Genomic DNA, 17,486 nt, shown 5'->3' with positions numbered 1-17,486 from the left:
TAATCGGTTAGCTTGCGACGCGCTTTTTACTGCTGTATTTAGCGCGTCCGACACGTTTACGCTTAAAGGCAGGTTTTTCCACTTTTGGTAAATGACGTAGCGATTCAGGAACAGGTTGTGATTTTATTTGCTGCATCAAACCATCAATCTTACCTTGGAGCGCCGACATAAAGGGCTGATAAGCCTGATTTCTCTCCGCCATTCCCTGCAGCTGATGCTCCCAGTGGGCGGTCATATCAGGATAGGTTGATTCCGCAGGTAGAGCATGAATAAGTCCTCGCCCTGCAGGTGAGCTTAAAATCGTTTTACCTTGTCTTTTAAGTAACTGGCGCTTGAACAAGGTATCGAGAATCCCAGCGCGAGTCGCTTCGGTGCCAAGGCCATCAGTCTCTTTTAGGATCTTTTTCAACTCTTTGTCAGAGACAAAACGCGCAATACCTGTCATGGCCTGCAGCAAACTGGCTTCAGTAAAGTGTTTGGGCGGCTCAGTTTTGCGATCTTTGATTTCCCCTTCTCGGCAGGTTAACACAGTGCCTTTTGACAAAGGCGGAACCGTATCTACGCCTGTCTCTTCTTCATTGGTTTGACCAAGCAGCGCTTTCCACCCCGAGAAAACAAGTTGGCGTCCCTTAGCAATAAACTCACCACCAGCAATATCAAACACCAGTTTGGCTTCGGCGTACACCGCCGCAGGATAGAACTGCATTACATATTGACGCGCAATTTGCTGATAGATTTTCATCTCATTGGCTGATAACGCATTGACTGAGGCTTTTTTGGGTGTAGGGATGATAGCGTGGTGAGCATCGACTTTTTTATCGTTCCAAGCTTTGGATTTCAGCGTTAAGTCAGCTTGAGAGACGGCGACATTGAGCTCTTTGGCATTATTACTAATCGCATCACACACACTGCTTGCCTCGGCATAATGCCCCTGCGGAAGGTGACGACGGTCAGAACGTGGATAGGTGATGAGCTTGTGTTTTTCGTACAAAGCCTGACAAGTGTCGAGAACTTGCTGAGCGCTCATACCAAAGCGTTTTGCTGCATCAATTTGCAAGGCTGATAGTGAGTATGGCAGCGGTGCGAACTGCTTGGTTTGTTTTTGCTCTGATTCAACCACCTTCGCCGCTTGATTGGCGATTCGGCTTGCCACATTCTCCACCAGTTTTCTATTCAGAACTCTGCCTTCTTCATCTTGCCATGGTTGGCAGGCTTCGCTTGGCTTCCAGCGAGCGCGTATATCAAAGTGACGCGCGCCCTCTTGATAAGGAATAAGCGCATCGAGAGTAAAATAATCCCGTGGGACAAAATTTTCTATTTCTTCGTCACGGCGCACCACCAAACCTAGTACAGGCGTTTGTACTCGCCCAACTGACAACACGCCTTGGTACCCCGCTTGCTGGCCAAGCAAAGTATAGGCTCGTGACATATTCATGCCATAAAGCCAGTCAGCGCGAGAGCGCGCCAAAGCAGAAATAGAAAGAGGTATAAATTCCTGATTACTGCGCATTTGATTCAATGCACGCTTAACCGCTGGCAGATTGAGGTCACTGATCAAAAGACGCTGCGCCCCCGCCTGCTTGTCTTTGGTAACGTTACAGTAATCTAATACTTCGTCCACCAGCAGTTGTCCTTCCCTGTCAGGATCACCAGCATGAATAATCTCTGTACAGGTTTTGATCAGCTTTTTAACCACGGCTAATTGCTTACTGGCCGATTTTCTTGGTCTAAGCTGCCATCGCTGCGGCACAATAGGTAAATCGGCCATATTCCACTTTTTGTATCTGTCATCGTAGGCTTCAGGCTCTACCTGCTCAAGCAAGTGACCAATACACCAAGTGACCACATCACCATTTCCACAGCGAATAAAGCCCTGATCCTTTTGCTGTGGATTAGGAAGCGCCGCTGCAATGGCGCGGCCAAGGCTAGGTTTCTCAGCTATATATAGACGCGTCATAATAATAATCAAACAGATACAATAAGGGCTACATTACCCAATGTAGCCCTTACAAATCAAGAAAAACTGTAAATTTAAACAGTGGTTTGTTTATTCTTCTTCACTAGAACCAGCACGCTCTGCCGCTTCTTTGATTAATGGTTGTAATTCACCTTTTTGGAACATCTCAAGAATAATGTCGCAACCACCAATCAGCTCACCTTCAACCCATAGCTGAGGAAAAGTCGGCCACTGTGCGTAAGCAGGTAGCTCAGCACGAATATCTGGGTTTTGTAGAATGTCTACGTAGGCGAATTTTTCTCCACAAGCCATCAACGCTTGTGAAGCCTGAGATGAAAAGCCACAGCTAGGTAGCTTTGGAGAACCTTTCATGTACAACAGGATGGCGTTCTCTTCGATTTGCTGTTTAATTTTGTCTATGGTTTCCATTGCTTCCTCTTTTATATGGCATTAGCGCAAATTATTGGCATATTTTAAACCATTGGCTGAGAATAAAAAGCCTATAATGTTTGCGGCTTTAATGTGATTAAGAAATTTCATAGAGAATTTGACTATGACGCTTTCAATAAAGTAAAAACTTGCTAGACTGTAGCGCAGTTACCAAAACGACATGGTGGGCCTATGGCACGCCATGATAAAAATGACACTGGAAGCAATCGAGAGAAGTCTACTCTCTCATATTCAATGGAGAATCGAGCAATGGCATTTGAACTACCCGCTCTTCCTTACGCAAAAGATGCACTAGAACCACATATCTCAGCTGAAACTCTAGATTTCCACCACGGCAAGCATCACAACACATACGTTGTTAAACTTAATGGTCTTATCCCTGGCACTGAGTTTGAAGGCAAATCACTAGAAGACATCATTAAAACTTCTACGGGTGGTGTTTTCAACAATGCCGCTCAAATCTGGAACCACACTTTCTACTGGCACTGTCTAGCACCCAATGCGGGTGGTGAGCCTACAGGTGCGGTTGCAGAAGCAATCAATGCTGCATTTGGTTCTTTTGAAGATTTTAAAGCAAAATTCACAGATTCTGCGATCAACAACTTTGGTTCTTCATGGACTTGGCTGGTTAAAAAAGCTGATGGCTCTCTCGATATTGTTAACACCTCAAACGCAGCAACACCTCTTACTGAGACGGGTACCACACCACTGCTTACTGTTGATTTGTGGGAGCACGCTTACTACATCGATTACCGCAATGTTCGCCCTGATTATATGAATGGCTTCTGGGCTCTAGTTAACTGGGACTTCGTTGCAGAAAACCTAGCAAAATAACATCGCAAGAAAAAGATCCATTTTTATCACCTAAAGCCAGTAGTCACTGGCTTTTTTCTTTTCTAGTCAATCATTTCTCTAAAGTTTACCTACAGGTTGCCGCTAAATAGGCATCAAGCGAGGTGACATGCAAACTCAGATTCATACATTAGATAAAGCAGGAATTATCAACGAACTTCAATTCGGAAATGGTATTAGCCATGCCATCCAAGAAGGACGCCGTGCAGATTTCTCTTTCATTCTATCTCTGTTTTCTGATGATGTTAGAGACAGTACTCCTGTCGAGAAACTTACGCAGATAGATACCACAGAAGAGGCCTTGAGACGTCGCTTTGAACTCTCTCAACCTCAGGCCCTGAGATCCGACCAAGAGTCATATCCGCTGGCGGCCACTCAAGCTAAGCTATTCCACTCATCAGGCCTCCCAAGTGCGAAACTCTGCCACTATCTAAAACCCGATGCCTTAACCTACATGCCTGAGGATACTTTTAATCTTCCAGAGGATGTCTATCACAATTTGTCAGGACATCAACGTCGTCAATTAGGTGAGACAGAAAGTAAGCCACTCATACCAATCGACCTATACAATCAGCTGATCGCTGCCCAAAGAAGCTTCCAAATTCAAACTCAAGTTTAAAGATCTATGCAGATCACAGTTACTTTCATATCAGTCATTTATTAATCAACAAGTTGCTCATAAGTGTGAATGAGCGCAAGTTATTTAATTTACCCCCTAGATATGCACAAGTTATTTGAGCTTATTCACACCAAACACACAATTAATCTACCATGATATGTGGACAAACTTTCAACGCCACCGATGGAGGCACTGTGTATGGATATAAAAAGTGCTGTAATATTAATAACTTCTGCAGGTTCTCAACTTGGCAGCACCCTAGCCATGCACTTTGCATCTCTTGATGGAATTGTCATTCTTTGTGATACAAATAAGACGCAATTAAATGAGACTTTTGAGCGATGCAAGAAAATTTCATCGAATATTTATCAGCATGCAATGAATGATCATTCTTTGGAAAGCATTAACTCTTTATTCCAATTTATTGATCAATCTGTCCATCAGTCACCTGATGTGTTGATCAATGCACTGACCAGTCAGACCATGCCCAAATTCTTTGATGAAAGGGCCAGCGATATCTTTACCCAGCATTTATCCCTAATGGCTGCTACGCTGTTTACTTTTGGTCAAGCAACCGCAGAAAGAATGCGTCAAGACAAAAAAAACGGAGTGATTGTCAATGTAATTGCCCATGCCGATTACAATGATATGTCAGGCTTTGAAAATGCAACCTCTATGGTTGCTGGATTTACCCAAAGCTGGGCAAAGGAGCTCACCCCATTTAATATTCGCGTTGGTGGCGTGGTACCTTGCTACGAGCAGAGAAATATCCACTGGGCTAAGATAAGAGATGAGTTGATTCGTAACACTGAGTATATTGTCTCCAATGATTACTTCAGTGGTAGAGTTATGGCGGCCTAATAAGAATACCAATTTTATTTCATGGTGTTACAGAGTTTTGAGCAGTGTTTCCGAAGCTTGTTCAATTAAGTCAACAACCCGTTCGAAACCCTTGTCGCCGCCGTAGTATGGATCAGGTATCTCATCCTGTTCACTGTCCCCATAACTAAGAAATAGTGTCAACTTATCTTGATACTCAGGAGGGCATTGCGCTTTTAAATCCGCGAGGTTGTCTCTATCGGCAGCTAAAATCAAATCGAAGTAAGCAAAATCTTGCTCAACCACTTTGCGCGAAACAATACCAGTGAATGAGTACCCCCTACGCTCTCCCACCGCTCTAGAGCGAGGATCTGGAGGATTGCCTTGATGAAAACCGATCGTTCCCGCCGAGTCGACTTCAATCTCGATACCCATTTGTGCAGCTTTGGTGCGAAGAATCGCCTCACCGGTTGGAGAACGACAGATATTGCCCATACACACAACTAACAATTTCTTGCCCATATTTTTTTTCCTTAAAAAGCGATGGTTTTTGCACTACTGCAGATGCGTTATCATAGACACAGTTTCAAAAATTAAAAAGGATTTCCTCGTGACATCTGAAAGTCATAAACATGAACGCCACCAAGCAAGACAACAAAAAGTAAAGCAACAAGTCGATGCAAAAGTCGCAGCAGCTCAAGACGAAAAAGGGCTTCTGCTCGTCATTACCGGTAATGGTAAAGGCAAATCGACATCAGGGTTTGGTACCATCACTCGGGCAATAGGGCATGGACTAACCTGCTCAGTCGCACAATTTATTAAGGGGACTTGGGATAATGGTGAGCGTAACTTACTCGAAAAGCTAGGCGTTGAATTTCAAGTAATGGCGACAGGGTTTACATGGGAAACACAAGATAAAGAACTCGATACCCAAGCTGCCCAGAAGGTTTGGCAGGAGTGCAAACGCATGCTCAAAGATGACTCTATTGATGTCATTTTGCTGGATGAACTGACTTATATGGTCAGTTATGGTTACATCGACTTAGAAGAAGTGGTTGATGCTCTCAGCAACAGGCCACCAATGCAATCCGTTATTATCACAGGTCGTGGTGCGCATCGCACCCTAATTGAAATGGCGGACACTGTATCTGAGGTTAAAAATGTAAAACACGCTTTTGACTCAGGTATCAAGGCTCTTAAAGGTGTGGACTGGTAGTCGTGACATGATAAAAGCGCCCTTAGATGGGCGCTCGTTAAACCACTAGTTGAAAAGACCTTTAATCAAACTGTTGACCGCATCCTTGGTCTTTTGATCTTTTATCTTATCACCCAATTTTTCATCCAGTTTTTTCAAACCACGATCGACCTCTTTCTCAACTTTCTGCTTCAATACATCATCAAAGACCAGCTTAAATTTAGGCTTGTCCCAAGTACCAGATATGTTGATTGGGATCGTCACATCTTTGAGCTCATCGATATTCTTACCACCTTGACCTTCTAAAGAGCCAACAATAGAAGTGCTGACGGTAAAATTAACCGTTTGGTCGATGTAGTTTGCACTGCCATTACCTCGAATGCGCAGCAACGGTGACTGCATCGACAAATCATCCGTTGATACCACACCTTTGTTGAGTTTTAGCGTCGCCTTCATGGCACTAAAGTCGGTTTTTTGAGCTTCATTCGAAGACTCTACTTTTTGTCCCTTGAACTTGGCGTAGTTTTCACGAATTAATTGAGCAACGTTAATTCCATTAACTGCACCGTCCGTAAAATTAATTCCCACAGTACCCACTAAGTTCTTTTGAATGCCCGTTGGCGTAAGACTTTGGCCTTTCACATCAACGTCAATATTCCCCGTCCCCTCTAACTTATCATTATTGGCTACATCTGACAGTAATGGTTGAACCTTAACACCTTGAATACGTTGCTTGACCGTGTAACTCGCAGGGCTTTTTCTTGCATCCAGTTTTGCCGAAGCATTGATCGAACCTTGGTACAAACTAGAAGAAAAAGAAGTGAGCTCAGCAACACCACGATTGACATAGAAGCTGGTTTTCACCTTCTCCATTCTCGCATTGCTTGCTTTAAACTTGTCGATAGTGATATCGCCTTTGATATCCATAGTCTTAAGGGCCGACAAATCCGGTTCAACCTCTGCTTGAGGTGCTGCATTATCCGTGCTCGCTTGACTCTGTGTTGAATCAGAGGTATTGGGGTTTGCTGTTGTTGACTCATTGGAGCTTGCTAGATTAAGACCCAGAAATTCATCCAAGTCGATGTTTGGGCTATGCAGTGAAAAGCGAACCTTAGGAATATCGCCTAACGTCACGTTCGCTTTACCATCAAATGCTAAAGCATTCGCCGTTAACGTCTCTAAAACAAAATTTAAGTGGCTTTTAGTTAGATCAAATGATAGGTCCGACACCATATCGACTTTCATCGGAGACTGAGGCAAAGCATCCCCTTTGAACGTGGCATCAAGAGTTAACTTATCCATGGTAACTTTCGAGATGGCTTTATCAATCGTCAAACTACCACTGCCTTTCATATTAATGTCTAGTCCAGCAGCATTGCCCGCAAGATCATAAGTCAAGGCATTCGACTTATCAAAGTCAAAGGTATCCAAGGCTAACTGGATTGAATCAAACTGATTACTAGGATCGCTAAAACCTGCATTTAATTCAATTTCGCGCAGTGAATACTCACTAAAACCTTTGGCAAGCTTAAACTCAGCACTTCCTTTAGCACTAAACTGCTGCTGATTATTCTCACCTTTAACGGCAAATTCAGCACGAGTCCAAGTATCAATAGCAAACTCGGACAACGTCAGAGAAACATCGTACAACTTGGTATATGTGCCTGATTGTTTGTCCTGAATTTCGATAGCAGCGTTAGAGACTGTCACTCCTGCCAGATTAATACTCCAATCTGATGCTGGCTTTTCAGTCGCCTCTGTTGACAAAGACTCCGCTGGCGCATCATTGACAGTAGGCGCCTGATCTTCCACTTGGCCCGCCTGCGCTTTGTTTAACGCGTCGATATTCTTACGACCATCTTTCAACGTTTCCAGATAAAACTCAGCCCCATCAAGAGTGATGTTACCAATTTCTAACTGCTGATTAAAAAGAGGGGAAACCGATACATCAATACCAACCGTATCAACCTTGAATAAATTTGGCTGAGAAAAGCCCTGAGGATTTCTCAATTCTGTTTTGCCTAATTCAAAGCCAAGTGATGGAAAGAACTTCCAACTAATATCCCCCTCAATCACCAATTCCAACCCGGTTTGCTTTTGGGTTTGCTCTACAATGAGCGGCTTAAACTGGTTTGGGTTGACAAACAGCACTAGCGCCACAATCGCGCCCAAAAGCACGAGAATTGGAATGGCAATAAATAAGAACAGTTTCTTCATCAGAATTATCCTTGCAATTCAAAGTTGTCATGCAATGGCCAATATATCCAAAGGGTACTCTGGTTAGGAGGCTGATTACATGTAAAAAGAAAGTGGCACCTAAAGTGCCACTTCTTACAAAAAAAATAAAGCGCTCAAATAAGATAAGGGCTTAAGCTTTCAAAAGTTTTGCAATATGCGCTTTTAATACATCAATAGCGATACGGTTTTTACCACCGCGTGGAACGATAATATCAGCGTGCTGCTTTGATGGTTCAATAAATTGCATGAACATAGGCCGCACGGTTTCCTGATATTGTTTCAATACCGACTCCATAGTACGACCACGCTCCTCAACGTCACGTCTCACTCGGCGCAGCAAACAGATATCAAGTGGTGTATCCATAAACACAGTTGCATGCATAAGATCACGCAGACGAGGGTCTGTAAGAAGCAAAATACCTTCAAGAATGATCACCTTTTTGGGTGTCATCAAGGTGGTCTTTTCAGTACGAGTATGCTCTGCATAGCTATACTCAGGTACCTCCACTGCATCCCCTTGGGTCAGCATTTTTAAGTGCTCACACAATAAATCATGGTCCAATGCGTTCGGGTGGTCGTAGTTAGTTTTAACACGCTCTTCCATGCTCAGGTGGCCCTGATCGTTGTAGTAGCAATCTTCCGTAATTACACCAATTTGATGATCGCCTACTTTCTCTCGAAGTTCATTATAGATAGTACTGGCGATTAAACTTTTTCCAGAAGCCGATGCGCCAGCAATACCGACGATGACGCATTGATTATTATCAGACATTATTCTTGCACCCGATGAATTGAATTGGTGTCATGTTCTAATACTCATGTCAGGCAGAATATGCCCGCGAAGTATTAGTGTGTAATATATAAACCGCATGATTATAAGGAGTTCGCCTTTGACATGCTAGTGAGGATTTGCCCCAAATAGCCAATAACGGTAACGCAAACGATTACCGCACAGACACCAAATTGAGTAATAGGATAAAAGTGATCGCGCTTTGTACGAGAGTGTTGTCAGAGACGACCACTCAGATGGATTTACCTAAGGCTAACCATTATTCAAGCATTTGAAATTGGATAGATTGAGGTTTTTCCTTTCCATGCCAATACAGCCGTGCACAAACGGATTCTGCTAGTTGAATGTAATCCGCCGCCTGTTCCGAATTGGGCCGAGCGACAACACTTGGGCAACCATTATCTATATCTTCTCGCAAGGATATGTGCAAAGGAATCTGAGCGAGCAAGTCAAGACCAAATTCACCGGACATTTTTTGCGCCCCGCCAATACCAAATATCGCTTCTTTTTCGCCACAATGGCTGCATATGTGGTAACTCATGTTTTCGACCAAACCGATGACTGGTACCTGTACTTTGTTAAACATCGCTGCCCCTTTTCTTGCATCAGCAAGCGCAAGATCTTGCGGCGTGGTGACAATAACAGCACCCGTTACCGGTATTTGCTGAGCTAAGGTTAATTGAATATCACCAGTACCTGGCGGCATATCAACAATAAGATAATCAAGTTGCGGCCAATCCGTCTCGTCAAGCAATTGAGTAAGCGCTTTCGATGCCATTGGCCCTCGCCAAATGGCTGCATCATCTTTTGACACCAGATAGCCAATGGAATGTGTGTGTATACCGTGAGCCAATATAGGCTGCATCCATTTGTTGTCTCTGACTTGAGGAGAAGCGCCCTGCTGACCAAGCATGATAGGAACGGAAGGACCATAAATGTCGGCATCCAATAACCCGACTTTTGCACCAGAGTTCGCGATCGCGAGCGCGAGATTCACCGCTGTCGTTGACTTACCCACTCCACCTTTGGCTGAAGTAATAGCAATAATATTTTTGACACCTTTTACCTCGCGAGTAATTTGCGTATGCATAGCTTTAGGCACGACATTGATTTGATACTCGATAGGTGCGATTTGCCCACTTTGCATTTGAGACTGAATCCAACTCGATAGCGTCTCAACCACAGACGTAGCGGCAAATGGTATTGAGATATTGAGTGTGTCAGGCTCAACAGCCACTATCCCCGTCACAAACGCCCACTGCGGTACAAGATTTGGGTGCTCAAATTGGTTGAGCCAATGACAACATTCTTCTTTACTAGACAATTGACGCATAAGTCCTCCTGATGCTTGTCATCTTAACACCGCTCCTTAATCGACTGAACCCTGAAAAAACTCAGGCAATCGAGCAGATGATACCTTGGAGTCGCAATGTGGATAAGGTAGTATTAGGGACAATTTTTTATCTCTATCAGAATAAGCGAATATTAAGTATGGCAAACGATCCAAGAAACCTTGATCCAAGGAAACTGCTGGTAACTTGTGCCCTTCCGTATGCTAACGGTTCGATCCACTTAGGTCACATGCTCGAACACATTCAAGCTGACATCTGGGTTCGCTACCAACGCTTGCGTGGCAACATGGTAAATTTCATCTGTGCTGACGATGCTCATGGCACGCCGATTATGCTAAAGGCACAGCAGATGGGCATGACACCAGAAGAAATGATTGCTGCCGTCAGTGAAGAGCACCAAAAAGACTTTGCTGGCTTCGATATTAGCTTTGACAACTATCACAGTACTCATTCAGAAGAAAATAAGCAGCTGGCATCGCATATCTATCTTGAGCTCAAGAAAAATGGTTTTATTTCCAGCCGCACAATTTCTCAGCTGTTTGATCCGGAGAAAGAAATGTTTCTTCCAGATCGTTTTGTTAAAGGTACTTGTCCTAAGTGTAAGTCTGACGATCAGTACGGTGACAACTGCGATAGCTGCGGCGCAACCTATAGCACGACAGAGCTGATTGATCCTAAATCGGCCGTCTCTGGCGCAACCCCTGTCATGAAAGACTCTGAGCATTTCTTCTTCGACCTACCTCAGTTTGAAAGCATGCTTAAAGAGTGGACGCGCTCTGGTTCTTTGCAGGCAGAAACGGCCAACAAAATGCAAGAATGGTTTGAGTCAGGACTGCAGCAGTGGGATATTTCTCGCGATGCGCCTTATTTTGGTTTTGAAATCCCAGGCGAAAAAGACAAGTTCTTTTATGTATGGCTCGATGCGCCTATCGGTTATATGGGATCATTTAAGAACCTGTGTGATAAGCGAAGCGATTTAGACTTTGATGAATATTGGAAGAAAGACAGTACCACTGAGCTGTATCATTTCATCGGCAAAGACATTGTGTACTTCCATTCTCTATTCTGGCCAGCCATGCTAGAAGGTAGTGGCTTCCGTAAACCGAACAATGTGTTTGTCCATGGCTACGTGACCGTTAACGGTGCCAAGATGTCTAAATCTAAAGGCACATTTGTTAAGGCAAGTACTTATCTCGATCATCTCGATCCTGAATGCCTACGTTACTACTACGCTGCCAAACTCAACAGCCGTATCGATGACCTAGATCTGAACCTTGAGGACTTTACTCAACGTGTCAATGCAGACGTTGTGAATAAAATAGTCAACTTAGCGTCACGCAATGCCGGTTTTATCACTAAACGTTTCGAAGGTAAGCTCTCAAATAGCTTCGCAGAGCCTGAACTCTACAAAGAGTTTGTTGTTGCAGCCGATCGCATCGCTGAGCTCTACGAAACACGTGAATTTGGCCGAGCGATACGTGAGATAACCGCATTGGCAGATAAAGCAAACCAATACGTTGATGAGAAAGCACCTTGGGTTGTGGCCAAAGAAGAAGGCAACGATCAACTGCTACAAGATATTTGTTCTGTTGGTATCAATCTGTTCCGCGTACTCATGACTTACCTCAAGCCTGTTATGCCCGCTTTAGCCGCACGCACAGAAGCTTTCCTCAACGAAGAATTGACTTGGGAAGGGATAGCTGAGCCTCTAACTGCCCATGAAATTACTCCATTCAAAGCACTTTTCAACCGTGTGGACCCCAAAAATGTTGAGGCGATGATCGAAGCATCAAAGCAAGATGCAGCAGAGGAAGTCGCAGCAAAAGAGAAAGCCGAAGCGTCTAAAAATCAGGCCAGTCAAACCGAATTGGATAAGGACCCAATTGCAGAAGAAATAGATTTTGATGCTTTTGCTGCCGTGGATATGCGTATCGCCCGTATCATTTCTTGTGAAGAAGTACCAAAAGCCAATAAATTGCTTAAGTTCCAGCTCGACATTGGTGGTGAGATTCGCCAAGTTTTCTCAGGTATTAAGTCAGCGTATAAACCTGAGGAACTTGAAGGCAAGTTGACCGTCATGGTCGCCAATCTTAAGCCTCGCAAGATGAAGTTTGGTATGTCAGAAGGCATGATTTTGGCCGCAGGACCTGGCGGAAGCGAGCTTTGGATTCTGGAACCTCATCAAGGTGCCCAACCTGGCATGCGTGTTATGTAAAGCTCTTAACATTATTGTATTAAAGCCCTGCTCTAAACTGCAGGGCTTTTTTATATCATGCTTGCAGATAACGATTGTGGAATATATACCACTCGTCTTGAATTATTATTTTGCAAAAAACTCAGGAACCTTTCTTCGTAGTTATATTTTTGTAAAAAAAACTAATCAAGATCACTAAAAACACAAATAAACAATATGAAACATAGATAATATATAAATTTATGATAGTCTTCTCATCCTAATATTCATCAAGTAAAGTGAATCACATGAAAGTCATAAGTATGATTAATGATAGCCAAGATACAGCTAAGGAATTCGCTCAAGCTCTTCACCAGTCTGGTTTTGTCGTATTAACAGAAACTGGTATTGAACAGTCAGATATAGAAGGCCTATACTCAAATTGGCTAAATTTTTTTTACCAAACTGACGAAAGTAAAAAATCCTTCTTATACAATAAAGATACCGTAGCGGGGTTTATTCCTCGAACCGTTTCTGAAACCGCCAAAGGTTTCACTAAAAAAGATCTCAAAGAGATATTTCACTATTATGATGGAAACATATGTCCTCCTGAACAAAAAAAAATAAGTGATAACATCAGACTGCGTCTACTTGATTTGTCTGCAAAACTCCTCGGTTGGTTGCATGAATATCTTCCCCAAGAAATCAAGACTGAACTAGAAGAGCCACTAGACAGTATGGCAAAAGACTCACCACAAACGTTATTTAGAATGAATTACTATCCACCATTAGATAGCTTTTCCGATGATGCAAAATCTGGTGCACAAAGAGCTGAATCACACGCGGATATTAATCTAATTACTCTACTACCTAATGTATCTAGTGCAGGCTTAGAAGCTAAAACTAGAGATGGTAAATGGACACCAGTTCCATATATGCCCAATAGTATCGTAATAAACTCTGGTGATATGCTCGCAATGCGTACCAAAGATTTCTACCCTTCTTTTTATCACAGAGTAATACAACCCTCTAATTCACATGAAGAGCGAATTTCTCTTGCATTTTGTGTTCACCCAAAAGAAGAGTGCAAACTTTCCGAACATCACACTGCACATAGTTTTTTACAGGAACGCTACAGAGAGATGAAGGTAAAGTAATTACTATGTCACGTATAACCCCTTTGTTAGTTGCTGTTTTAGTTGGTATTGCTTACCAAGTGTTTGTCGATATTTATTTAGTTGCTCTCCCTGAAATACAAGAAGCTTTGAATATGACTTATCTTGCAGCTAATTCATCACTTATCCTATATCTTGGGGCTAATGCGATATTTTTACTATTAGCAGGCGTGTTATCTGAACAACTAAGCCGAAGAAATATAATCATTACGGGCTTGTGCGTAAGCTTAATAGGCACTGCCCTGATAATTTTCATTCAAAGCCCAATAGCTTTTTTAATAGGGCGTACTCTACAAGGAGTTGGCTTAAGCACTTCAATCTTAGCAACACCTATATTAATGGATAATTATAAAGGAAAACAGCTTACTTATGGATTTCTATGTTTCGAGTTCTTCTACTCTATAACACCAATTATTGCTCCTTACATTGGAGCCACAATTTCTTCTTACTATTCATGGCAACATATTTTTGTCATTTTATTTTTCTATCAACTAATTATTCTGTTATTTACAATCAAACTAAAAAAACAAAAAATTCAGAATAATAAAATTGACAAAAAAAGGCGAATAGTCATTTTTAGGCGTATACTTACTAATACGAAATTTACTACACTAACAGTGCTAATGACCTTATTTTGGGGGGGGATGGTAATAGCACACCTTCTGTCTCCATATATCTTTCAAAATGACTTTAAATACTCCACATATGAATATGGGTTATTTGCTCTCACTATGGGGTGCTGTTATGCCTTTGCTGCAATTAGCAACCTATTATTACTAAAATTCTACTCTGAGGAAGGTATTATATCTTTTTCAATTTGGGCCAATACGGTACTGGCTGTAGTTTTTTTGGCTAAGCAATGGATACTACCTCAATCAGGGATAGATATCGTTATCTATTTATGTCTCATGGCTATTTTTTGTGGGCTATTTTTTATTAATGCCATGGCTAGCTCTTTGAGAATATTCGCTAATTATTACTCAGGTTATGCGGCTGCACTACAAGGTTGCATATGTATCGGTTTCTGGAGCTTAGTGAGTTTATTGTGTTCACAGATTCAGCCCAAAGAAGACACTTTAATTATCATTCTTTCATTAATGGCATTACTTACGGCAATCATACTAGTCAAAAAACGTACCATTGTATTCAACGCTGGACACGACCGCAAAGAGGCTCGCTGCTGAACTGTCAACCAATAAAATGTTTAGCTCCGCAGGAAGGTATAAATTGAGCAGGATTCTGCTATGAAAATAAATCTATAATAATAAGGATCTTCTCTAGGCCAGCTATAGAAGATCCTTATCGATATTAATCTTGTATCAAAGCATCTTACGCGCAGCCGCGACAACCACTTTAATTGAACGAGCTTCCGTCTCTTTCAGGGTCGAGTGATCGGGGATTTCTTTTTGAGTGCGGTTGATTATAACTCCCGCTACACAACCTGCTTTAAGACCGGAGCTCGCACACATTGTCAGTAACGTCGCAGATTCCATTTCAAAGTTCAAAACACCCATATCTTGCCATTCTTTCATTGAACCTTGAAAGCGTCTCACCACTCGGCCAGAAAACGTATCGTAGCGCTCTTGACCTGGGTAGAAAGTATCACTCGATGCTGTAATGCCCATGTGCACTTTAGCGCCAGATTCTTCAACCGCTGCTTTCATCGCTGTTGCTACCTCAAAGTCAGCCACAGCTGGGAATTCCATTGGCGCAAAATGCAAGCTAGCGCCATCCAATCGAACAGAACCTGTGGATACAATCATATCACCAACGTTAACATGTGGCTGAATAGCGCCCGTTGTACCAACACGTAAGAAGGTATTCACGCCAAGCTGGGCCAACTCTTCAACCGCTATCGAAGTTGACGGGCCACCGATACCAGTTGAACAAACAACCACAGGCTTGCCATCAAGTTCAGCACGGTACAGTGTATACTCACGATGGCTGGCTAAAAATATCGGATTTTCCATTTCTTCAGCAATTTTCTGCACACGAGCAGGATCACCGGGAATAATGGCAAGCTTGGCGCCAGCAAGATCATCTTGAGTCACTCCGAGGTGAAATACAGCTTGAGACATAAGGGGCTCCTTGTTTGACGAAATAGGGACTTTTGAGCCTATCTTTCCGCCTTATTTATTTAATTGGGTACAGATGTAATGTATCCAAGTCGCCAAATAAAAATACGGACACATGTCACAAATAAAAGGCAACGAATTATTTCAATTGCAAATAAAATCGTTTTGCATCACATTTTATTATGAATGGATAGGTGAATTACATAAAACTCGAGCACTAGACATGAGTAAGCCTTGTGTACCAGAAAGTCCTATAAGATTCTGTATATAAAATCTCCCTATCGTAACGACAAAAATTTTTCACGCCTTTAGCATGTCTGAATACTTGATTCAAAAAGATGATAATTCTAATATCAGGATGCTCCTTGATGATAGCCAATCCGAGTACATCACATGGTTTTGTGGCAAGGCGATAGAGCAACTATCCAAGAGTGACTTTGACTGCGCACTGCGCTTTTTTTGACGCTCCACATTTCACTGAACAATGGTAAATGTGCTTAACTTGTTGGAGGTTAGCGATGGCTATCGCTCATTCTGTACTCAACTTTCAGTCTTATTCTTCTAATGCGCTATCTGCGCAAGAATCGCAATTAATTCAAACTTATGTAGAGCAGTTTGGTGCACCACTATTGCTGCTTGACTGTGACATAATACGTCAGCAATACCGAGCATTAAGCCATGCGCTGCCTAATGTCACCCTTCACTTTGCACTCAAACCATTGCCACATCCGGTCGTGGTCCAGACCTTATTGGAGGAAGGCGCTAGCTTCGATTTAGCCACTAGTGGTGAAGTTGAACTTGTCGCATCACAAAACGTTCCTGCTGAACGTACAATCCATACGCACCCAATTAAGCGCGATCAAGATATTCGCGATGCACTTGAATATGGTTGTACGGTATTTGTTGTAGACAACATCAATGAACTGGAAAAATTTATTCCTTATCGGGAGCAGGTTGAGCTTCTCATTCGCTTAAGTTTTAGAAATTCAGAAGCATTTGCGGACCTGTCGAGAAAATTTGGCTGTTCAACCACGCAGGCACTCGAACTGATCGCAAAAGCAAAGCAGTGGAATATTCATATTAAGGGCTTGTCTTTCCACGTCGGTTCACAAACCGTGAATCCACAGAAGTACGTTGATGCAATCAACACATGTCGCGAAGTGATGGAGCAGGTCATCGAGCTCAATCTACCCGCTCTAAGCACCTTGGATATTGGCGGTGGCTTTCCTGTCAGTTACAACTCACAGGTCATGCCGATTGATTTATTCTGTCAACCCATCAATCAAGCATTGGCGCTTTTACCAGAAACGGTTCAAGTCATCGCAGAACCGGGGCGTTTTATTGTTGCCCAAGCGATGACAAGTGTTGCATCTGTTATGGGCCAAGCTGAGCGAGACGGACAGATATGGTATTACTTGGACGATGGAATCTACGGTTCGTTCAGTGGCTTGATGTTTGACGATGCCAAATATCCTTTGACGACATTGAAGAAAAATGACCAAGTACTACCAAGCGTTTTAGCAGGACCAACCTGTGACAGTATTGATGTCGTTGCTGAAAATATCCTTTTGCCTAAGCTGGATAATGGCGACTTAGTCATTGGACGTATGATGGGCGCGTATACTAGTGCAACGGCAACGGATTTTAACTTCTTCAAACGAGCTCAAACCATATTGCTCAACGAAAGTAGTCTTTGTGAAAACAAAATGTTGGGCTAAAAACCTAGACGCTTTAACACTCAAAACGGCTTCGTATTCGAAGCCGTTTTACTTTCTTTATTGCAACTATCTA

At 42.7% G+C, this 17,486-nt stretch carries 15 protein-coding genes; 8 read left to right on the top strand and 7 right to left on the bottom strand.

All coding sequences use genetic code 11. From position 1 onward, the window contains the following. Positions 1–7: 7 nt before the first annotated feature. Both QQK21_RS07065 and QQK21_RS07060 read right to left on the bottom strand, forming a co-directional pair. On the bottom strand, positions 8–1,957 hold the full coding sequence (locus QQK21_RS07065) for a DNA topoisomerase III (RefSeq protein ID WP_284191498.1): 1,950 nt from the start codon (positions 1,955–1,957) through the stop codon (positions 8–10). Positions 1,958–2,047: 90 nt separating this feature from the next. Next, positions 2,048–2,386 carry a Grx4 family monothiol glutaredoxin gene (locus tag QQK21_RS07060; protein ID WP_284191497.1) on the bottom strand — a complete coding sequence of 113 codons (339 nt, stop codon included), beginning with the start codon at positions 2,384–2,386 and terminating at the stop codon, positions 2,048–2,050. 270 nt (positions 2,387–2,656) lie between these two features. Here QQK21_RS07060 and sodB point away from each other — a divergent pair, with 270 nt between their 5' ends. From sodB to QQK21_RS07045, 3 genes are all read left to right on the top strand, one after another. Beyond that, complete coding sequence (sodB, locus tag QQK21_RS07055) at positions 2,657–3,241, top strand: superoxide dismutase [Fe] (RefSeq protein ID WP_284191663.1); 585 nt, start codon at positions 2,657–2,659, stop codon at positions 3,239–3,241. Positions 3,242–3,368: 127 nt separating this feature from the next. Next, the gene (locus QQK21_RS07050; protein WP_284191496.1) at positions 3,369–3,878 is read left to right on the top strand and encodes a VC2046/SO_2500 family protein; all 510 of its coding nucleotides are present in this window, start codon (positions 3,369–3,371) and stop codon (positions 3,876–3,878) included. Between the two features lie 198 nt (positions 3,879–4,076). Further along, positions 4,077–4,739 carry an SDR family oxidoreductase gene (locus QQK21_RS07045; RefSeq protein WP_284191495.1) on the top strand — a complete coding sequence of 221 codons (663 nt, stop codon included), beginning with the start codon at positions 4,077–4,079 and terminating at the stop codon, positions 4,737–4,739. Between the two features lie 27 nt (positions 4,740–4,766). Here the strand turns inward: QQK21_RS07045 and QQK21_RS07040 are convergent, their stop codons facing one another. Further along, positions 4,767–5,219 (bottom strand): low molecular weight protein-tyrosine-phosphatase, encoded by a 453-nt coding sequence (locus QQK21_RS07040; RefSeq protein ID WP_284191494.1) that lies wholly within the window; start codon positions 5,217–5,219, stop codon positions 4,767–4,769. An 88-nt stretch (positions 5,220–5,307) separates the two neighbouring features. On the opposite strand from QQK21_RS07040, the gene cobO reads away from it, so the two are divergent. After that, entirely contained in the window at positions 5,308–5,913 is a 606-nt protein-coding gene (gene cobO / locus QQK21_RS07035; RefSeq protein WP_284191493.1) for a cob(I)yrinic acid a,c-diamide adenosyltransferase, read from the top strand. Between the two features lie 45 nt (positions 5,914–5,958). Here cobO and QQK21_RS07030 read toward each other — a convergent pair whose 3' ends face one another. The 3 genes from QQK21_RS07030 to apbC all read right to left on the bottom strand — a co-directional run bounded on the left by QQK21_RS07030 (position 5,959) and on the right by apbC (position 10,253). Next, positions 5,959–8,109: an AsmA family protein gene (locus QQK21_RS07030; protein WP_284191492.1), complete on the bottom strand. Its 2,151-nt coding sequence runs from the start codon at positions 8,107–8,109 to the stop codon at positions 5,959–5,961. A 151-nt stretch (positions 8,110–8,260) separates the two neighbouring features. Beyond that, complete coding sequence (udk, locus tag QQK21_RS07025) at positions 8,261–8,902, bottom strand: uridine kinase (RefSeq protein WP_284191491.1); 642 nt, start codon at positions 8,900–8,902, stop codon at positions 8,261–8,263. A 277-nt stretch (positions 8,903–9,179) separates the two neighbouring features. Then, on the bottom strand, positions 9,180–10,253 hold the full coding sequence (apbC, locus tag QQK21_RS07020) for an iron-sulfur cluster carrier protein ApbC (protein WP_284191490.1): 1,074 nt from the start codon (positions 10,251–10,253) through the stop codon (positions 9,180–9,182). Between the two features lie 158 nt (positions 10,254–10,411). Here apbC and metG point away from each other — a divergent pair, with 158 nt between their 5' ends. The 3 genes from metG (at position 10,412) to QQK21_RS07005 (ending at position 14,804) form a co-directional block, all read left to right on the top strand. Next, a complete protein-coding gene (gene metG / locus QQK21_RS07015) occupies positions 10,412–12,487 on the top strand; it encodes a methionine--tRNA ligase (RefSeq protein WP_284191662.1) in 2,076 nt (691 codons plus the stop codon). A gap of 266 nt (positions 12,488–12,753) precedes the next feature. Beyond that, a complete protein-coding gene (locus tag QQK21_RS07010; RefSeq protein WP_284191489.1) occupies positions 12,754–13,602 on the top strand; it encodes a 2OG-Fe(II) oxygenase family protein in 849 nt (282 codons plus the stop codon). Between the two features lie 5 nt (positions 13,603–13,607). Then, the gene (locus tag QQK21_RS07005) at positions 13,608–14,804 is read left to right on the top strand and encodes an MFS transporter (protein ID WP_284191488.1); all 1,197 of its coding nucleotides are present in this window, start codon (positions 13,608–13,610) and stop codon (positions 14,802–14,804) included. Between the two features lie 135 nt (positions 14,805–14,939). Here the strand turns inward: QQK21_RS07005 and udp are convergent, their stop codons facing one another. Then, the gene (gene udp, locus QQK21_RS07000; RefSeq protein WP_284191487.1) at positions 14,940–15,698 is read right to left on the bottom strand and encodes a uridine phosphorylase; all 759 of its coding nucleotides are present in this window, start codon (positions 15,696–15,698) and stop codon (positions 14,940–14,942) included. A gap of 515 nt (positions 15,699–16,213) precedes the next feature. Here udp and QQK21_RS06995 point away from each other — a divergent pair. Beyond that, positions 16,214–17,413 carry a type III PLP-dependent enzyme gene (locus QQK21_RS06995; RefSeq protein ID WP_284191486.1) on the top strand — a complete coding sequence of 400 codons (1,200 nt, stop codon included), beginning with the start codon at positions 16,214–16,216 and terminating at the stop codon, positions 17,411–17,413. The last annotated feature ends 73 nt before the right edge of the window (positions 17,414–17,486 follow it).

The sequence above is a fragment of the Vibrio zhanjiangensis genome (genome assembly GCF_030161235.1).
Classification (GTDB): domain Bacteria; phylum Pseudomonadota; class Gammaproteobacteria; order Enterobacterales; family Vibrionaceae; genus Vibrio; species Vibrio zhanjiangensis.
The sequence above is the reverse complement of the archived record's forward strand: the minus strand, read 5'-3'. Positions and strand labels throughout refer to the sequence as shown.

What these genes read in the sequence shown, in the direction of transcription:
- QQK21_RS07065 (WP_284191498.1), bottom strand. Translation starts at nt 1,957, where the DNA reads ATGACGCGTCTATATATAGCTGAGAAACCTAGCCTTGGCCGCGCCATT.
- QQK21_RS07060 (WP_284191497.1), bottom strand. Translation starts at nt 2,386, where the DNA reads ATGGAAACCATAGACAAAATTAAACAGCAAATCGAAGAGAACGCCATC.
- sodB (WP_284191663.1), top strand. Translation starts at nt 2,657, where the DNA reads ATGGCATTTGAACTACCCGCTCTTCCTTACGCAAAAGATGCACTAGAA.
- QQK21_RS07050 (WP_284191496.1), top strand. Translation starts at nt 3,369, where the DNA reads ATGCAAACTCAGATTCATACATTAGATAAAGCAGGAATTATCAACGAA.
- QQK21_RS07045 (WP_284191495.1), top strand. Translation starts at nt 4,077, where the DNA reads ATGGATATAAAAAGTGCTGTAATATTAATAACTTCTGCAGGTTCTCAA.
- QQK21_RS07040 (WP_284191494.1), bottom strand. Translation starts at nt 5,219, where the DNA reads ATGGGCAAGAAATTGTTAGTTGTGTGTATGGGCAATATCTGTCGTTCT.
- QQK21_RS07030 (WP_284191492.1), bottom strand. Translation starts at nt 8,109, where the DNA reads ATGAAGAAACTGTTCTTATTTATTGCCATTCCAATTCTCGTGCTTTTG.
- udk (WP_284191491.1), bottom strand. Translation starts at nt 8,902, where the DNA reads ATGTCTGATAATAATCAATGCGTCATCGTCGGTATTGCTGGCGCATCG.
- apbC (WP_284191490.1), bottom strand. Translation starts at nt 10,253, where the DNA reads ATGCGTCAATTGTCTAGTAAAGAAGAATGTTGTCATTGGCTCAACCAA.
- metG (WP_284191662.1), top strand. Translation starts at nt 10,412, where the DNA reads ATGGCAAACGATCCAAGAAACCTTGATCCAAGGAAACTGCTGGTAACT.
- QQK21_RS07010 (WP_284191489.1), top strand. Translation starts at nt 12,754, where the DNA reads ATGAAAGTCATAAGTATGATTAATGATAGCCAAGATACAGCTAAGGAA.
- QQK21_RS07005 (WP_284191488.1), top strand. Translation starts at nt 13,608, where the DNA reads ATGTCACGTATAACCCCTTTGTTAGTTGCTGTTTTAGTTGGTATTGCT.
- udp (WP_284191487.1), bottom strand. Translation starts at nt 15,698, where the DNA reads ATGTCTCAAGCTGTATTTCACCTCGGAGTGACTCAAGATGATCTTGCT.
- QQK21_RS06995 (WP_284191486.1), top strand. Translation starts at nt 16,214, where the DNA reads ATGGCTATCGCTCATTCTGTACTCAACTTTCAGTCTTATTCTTCTAAT.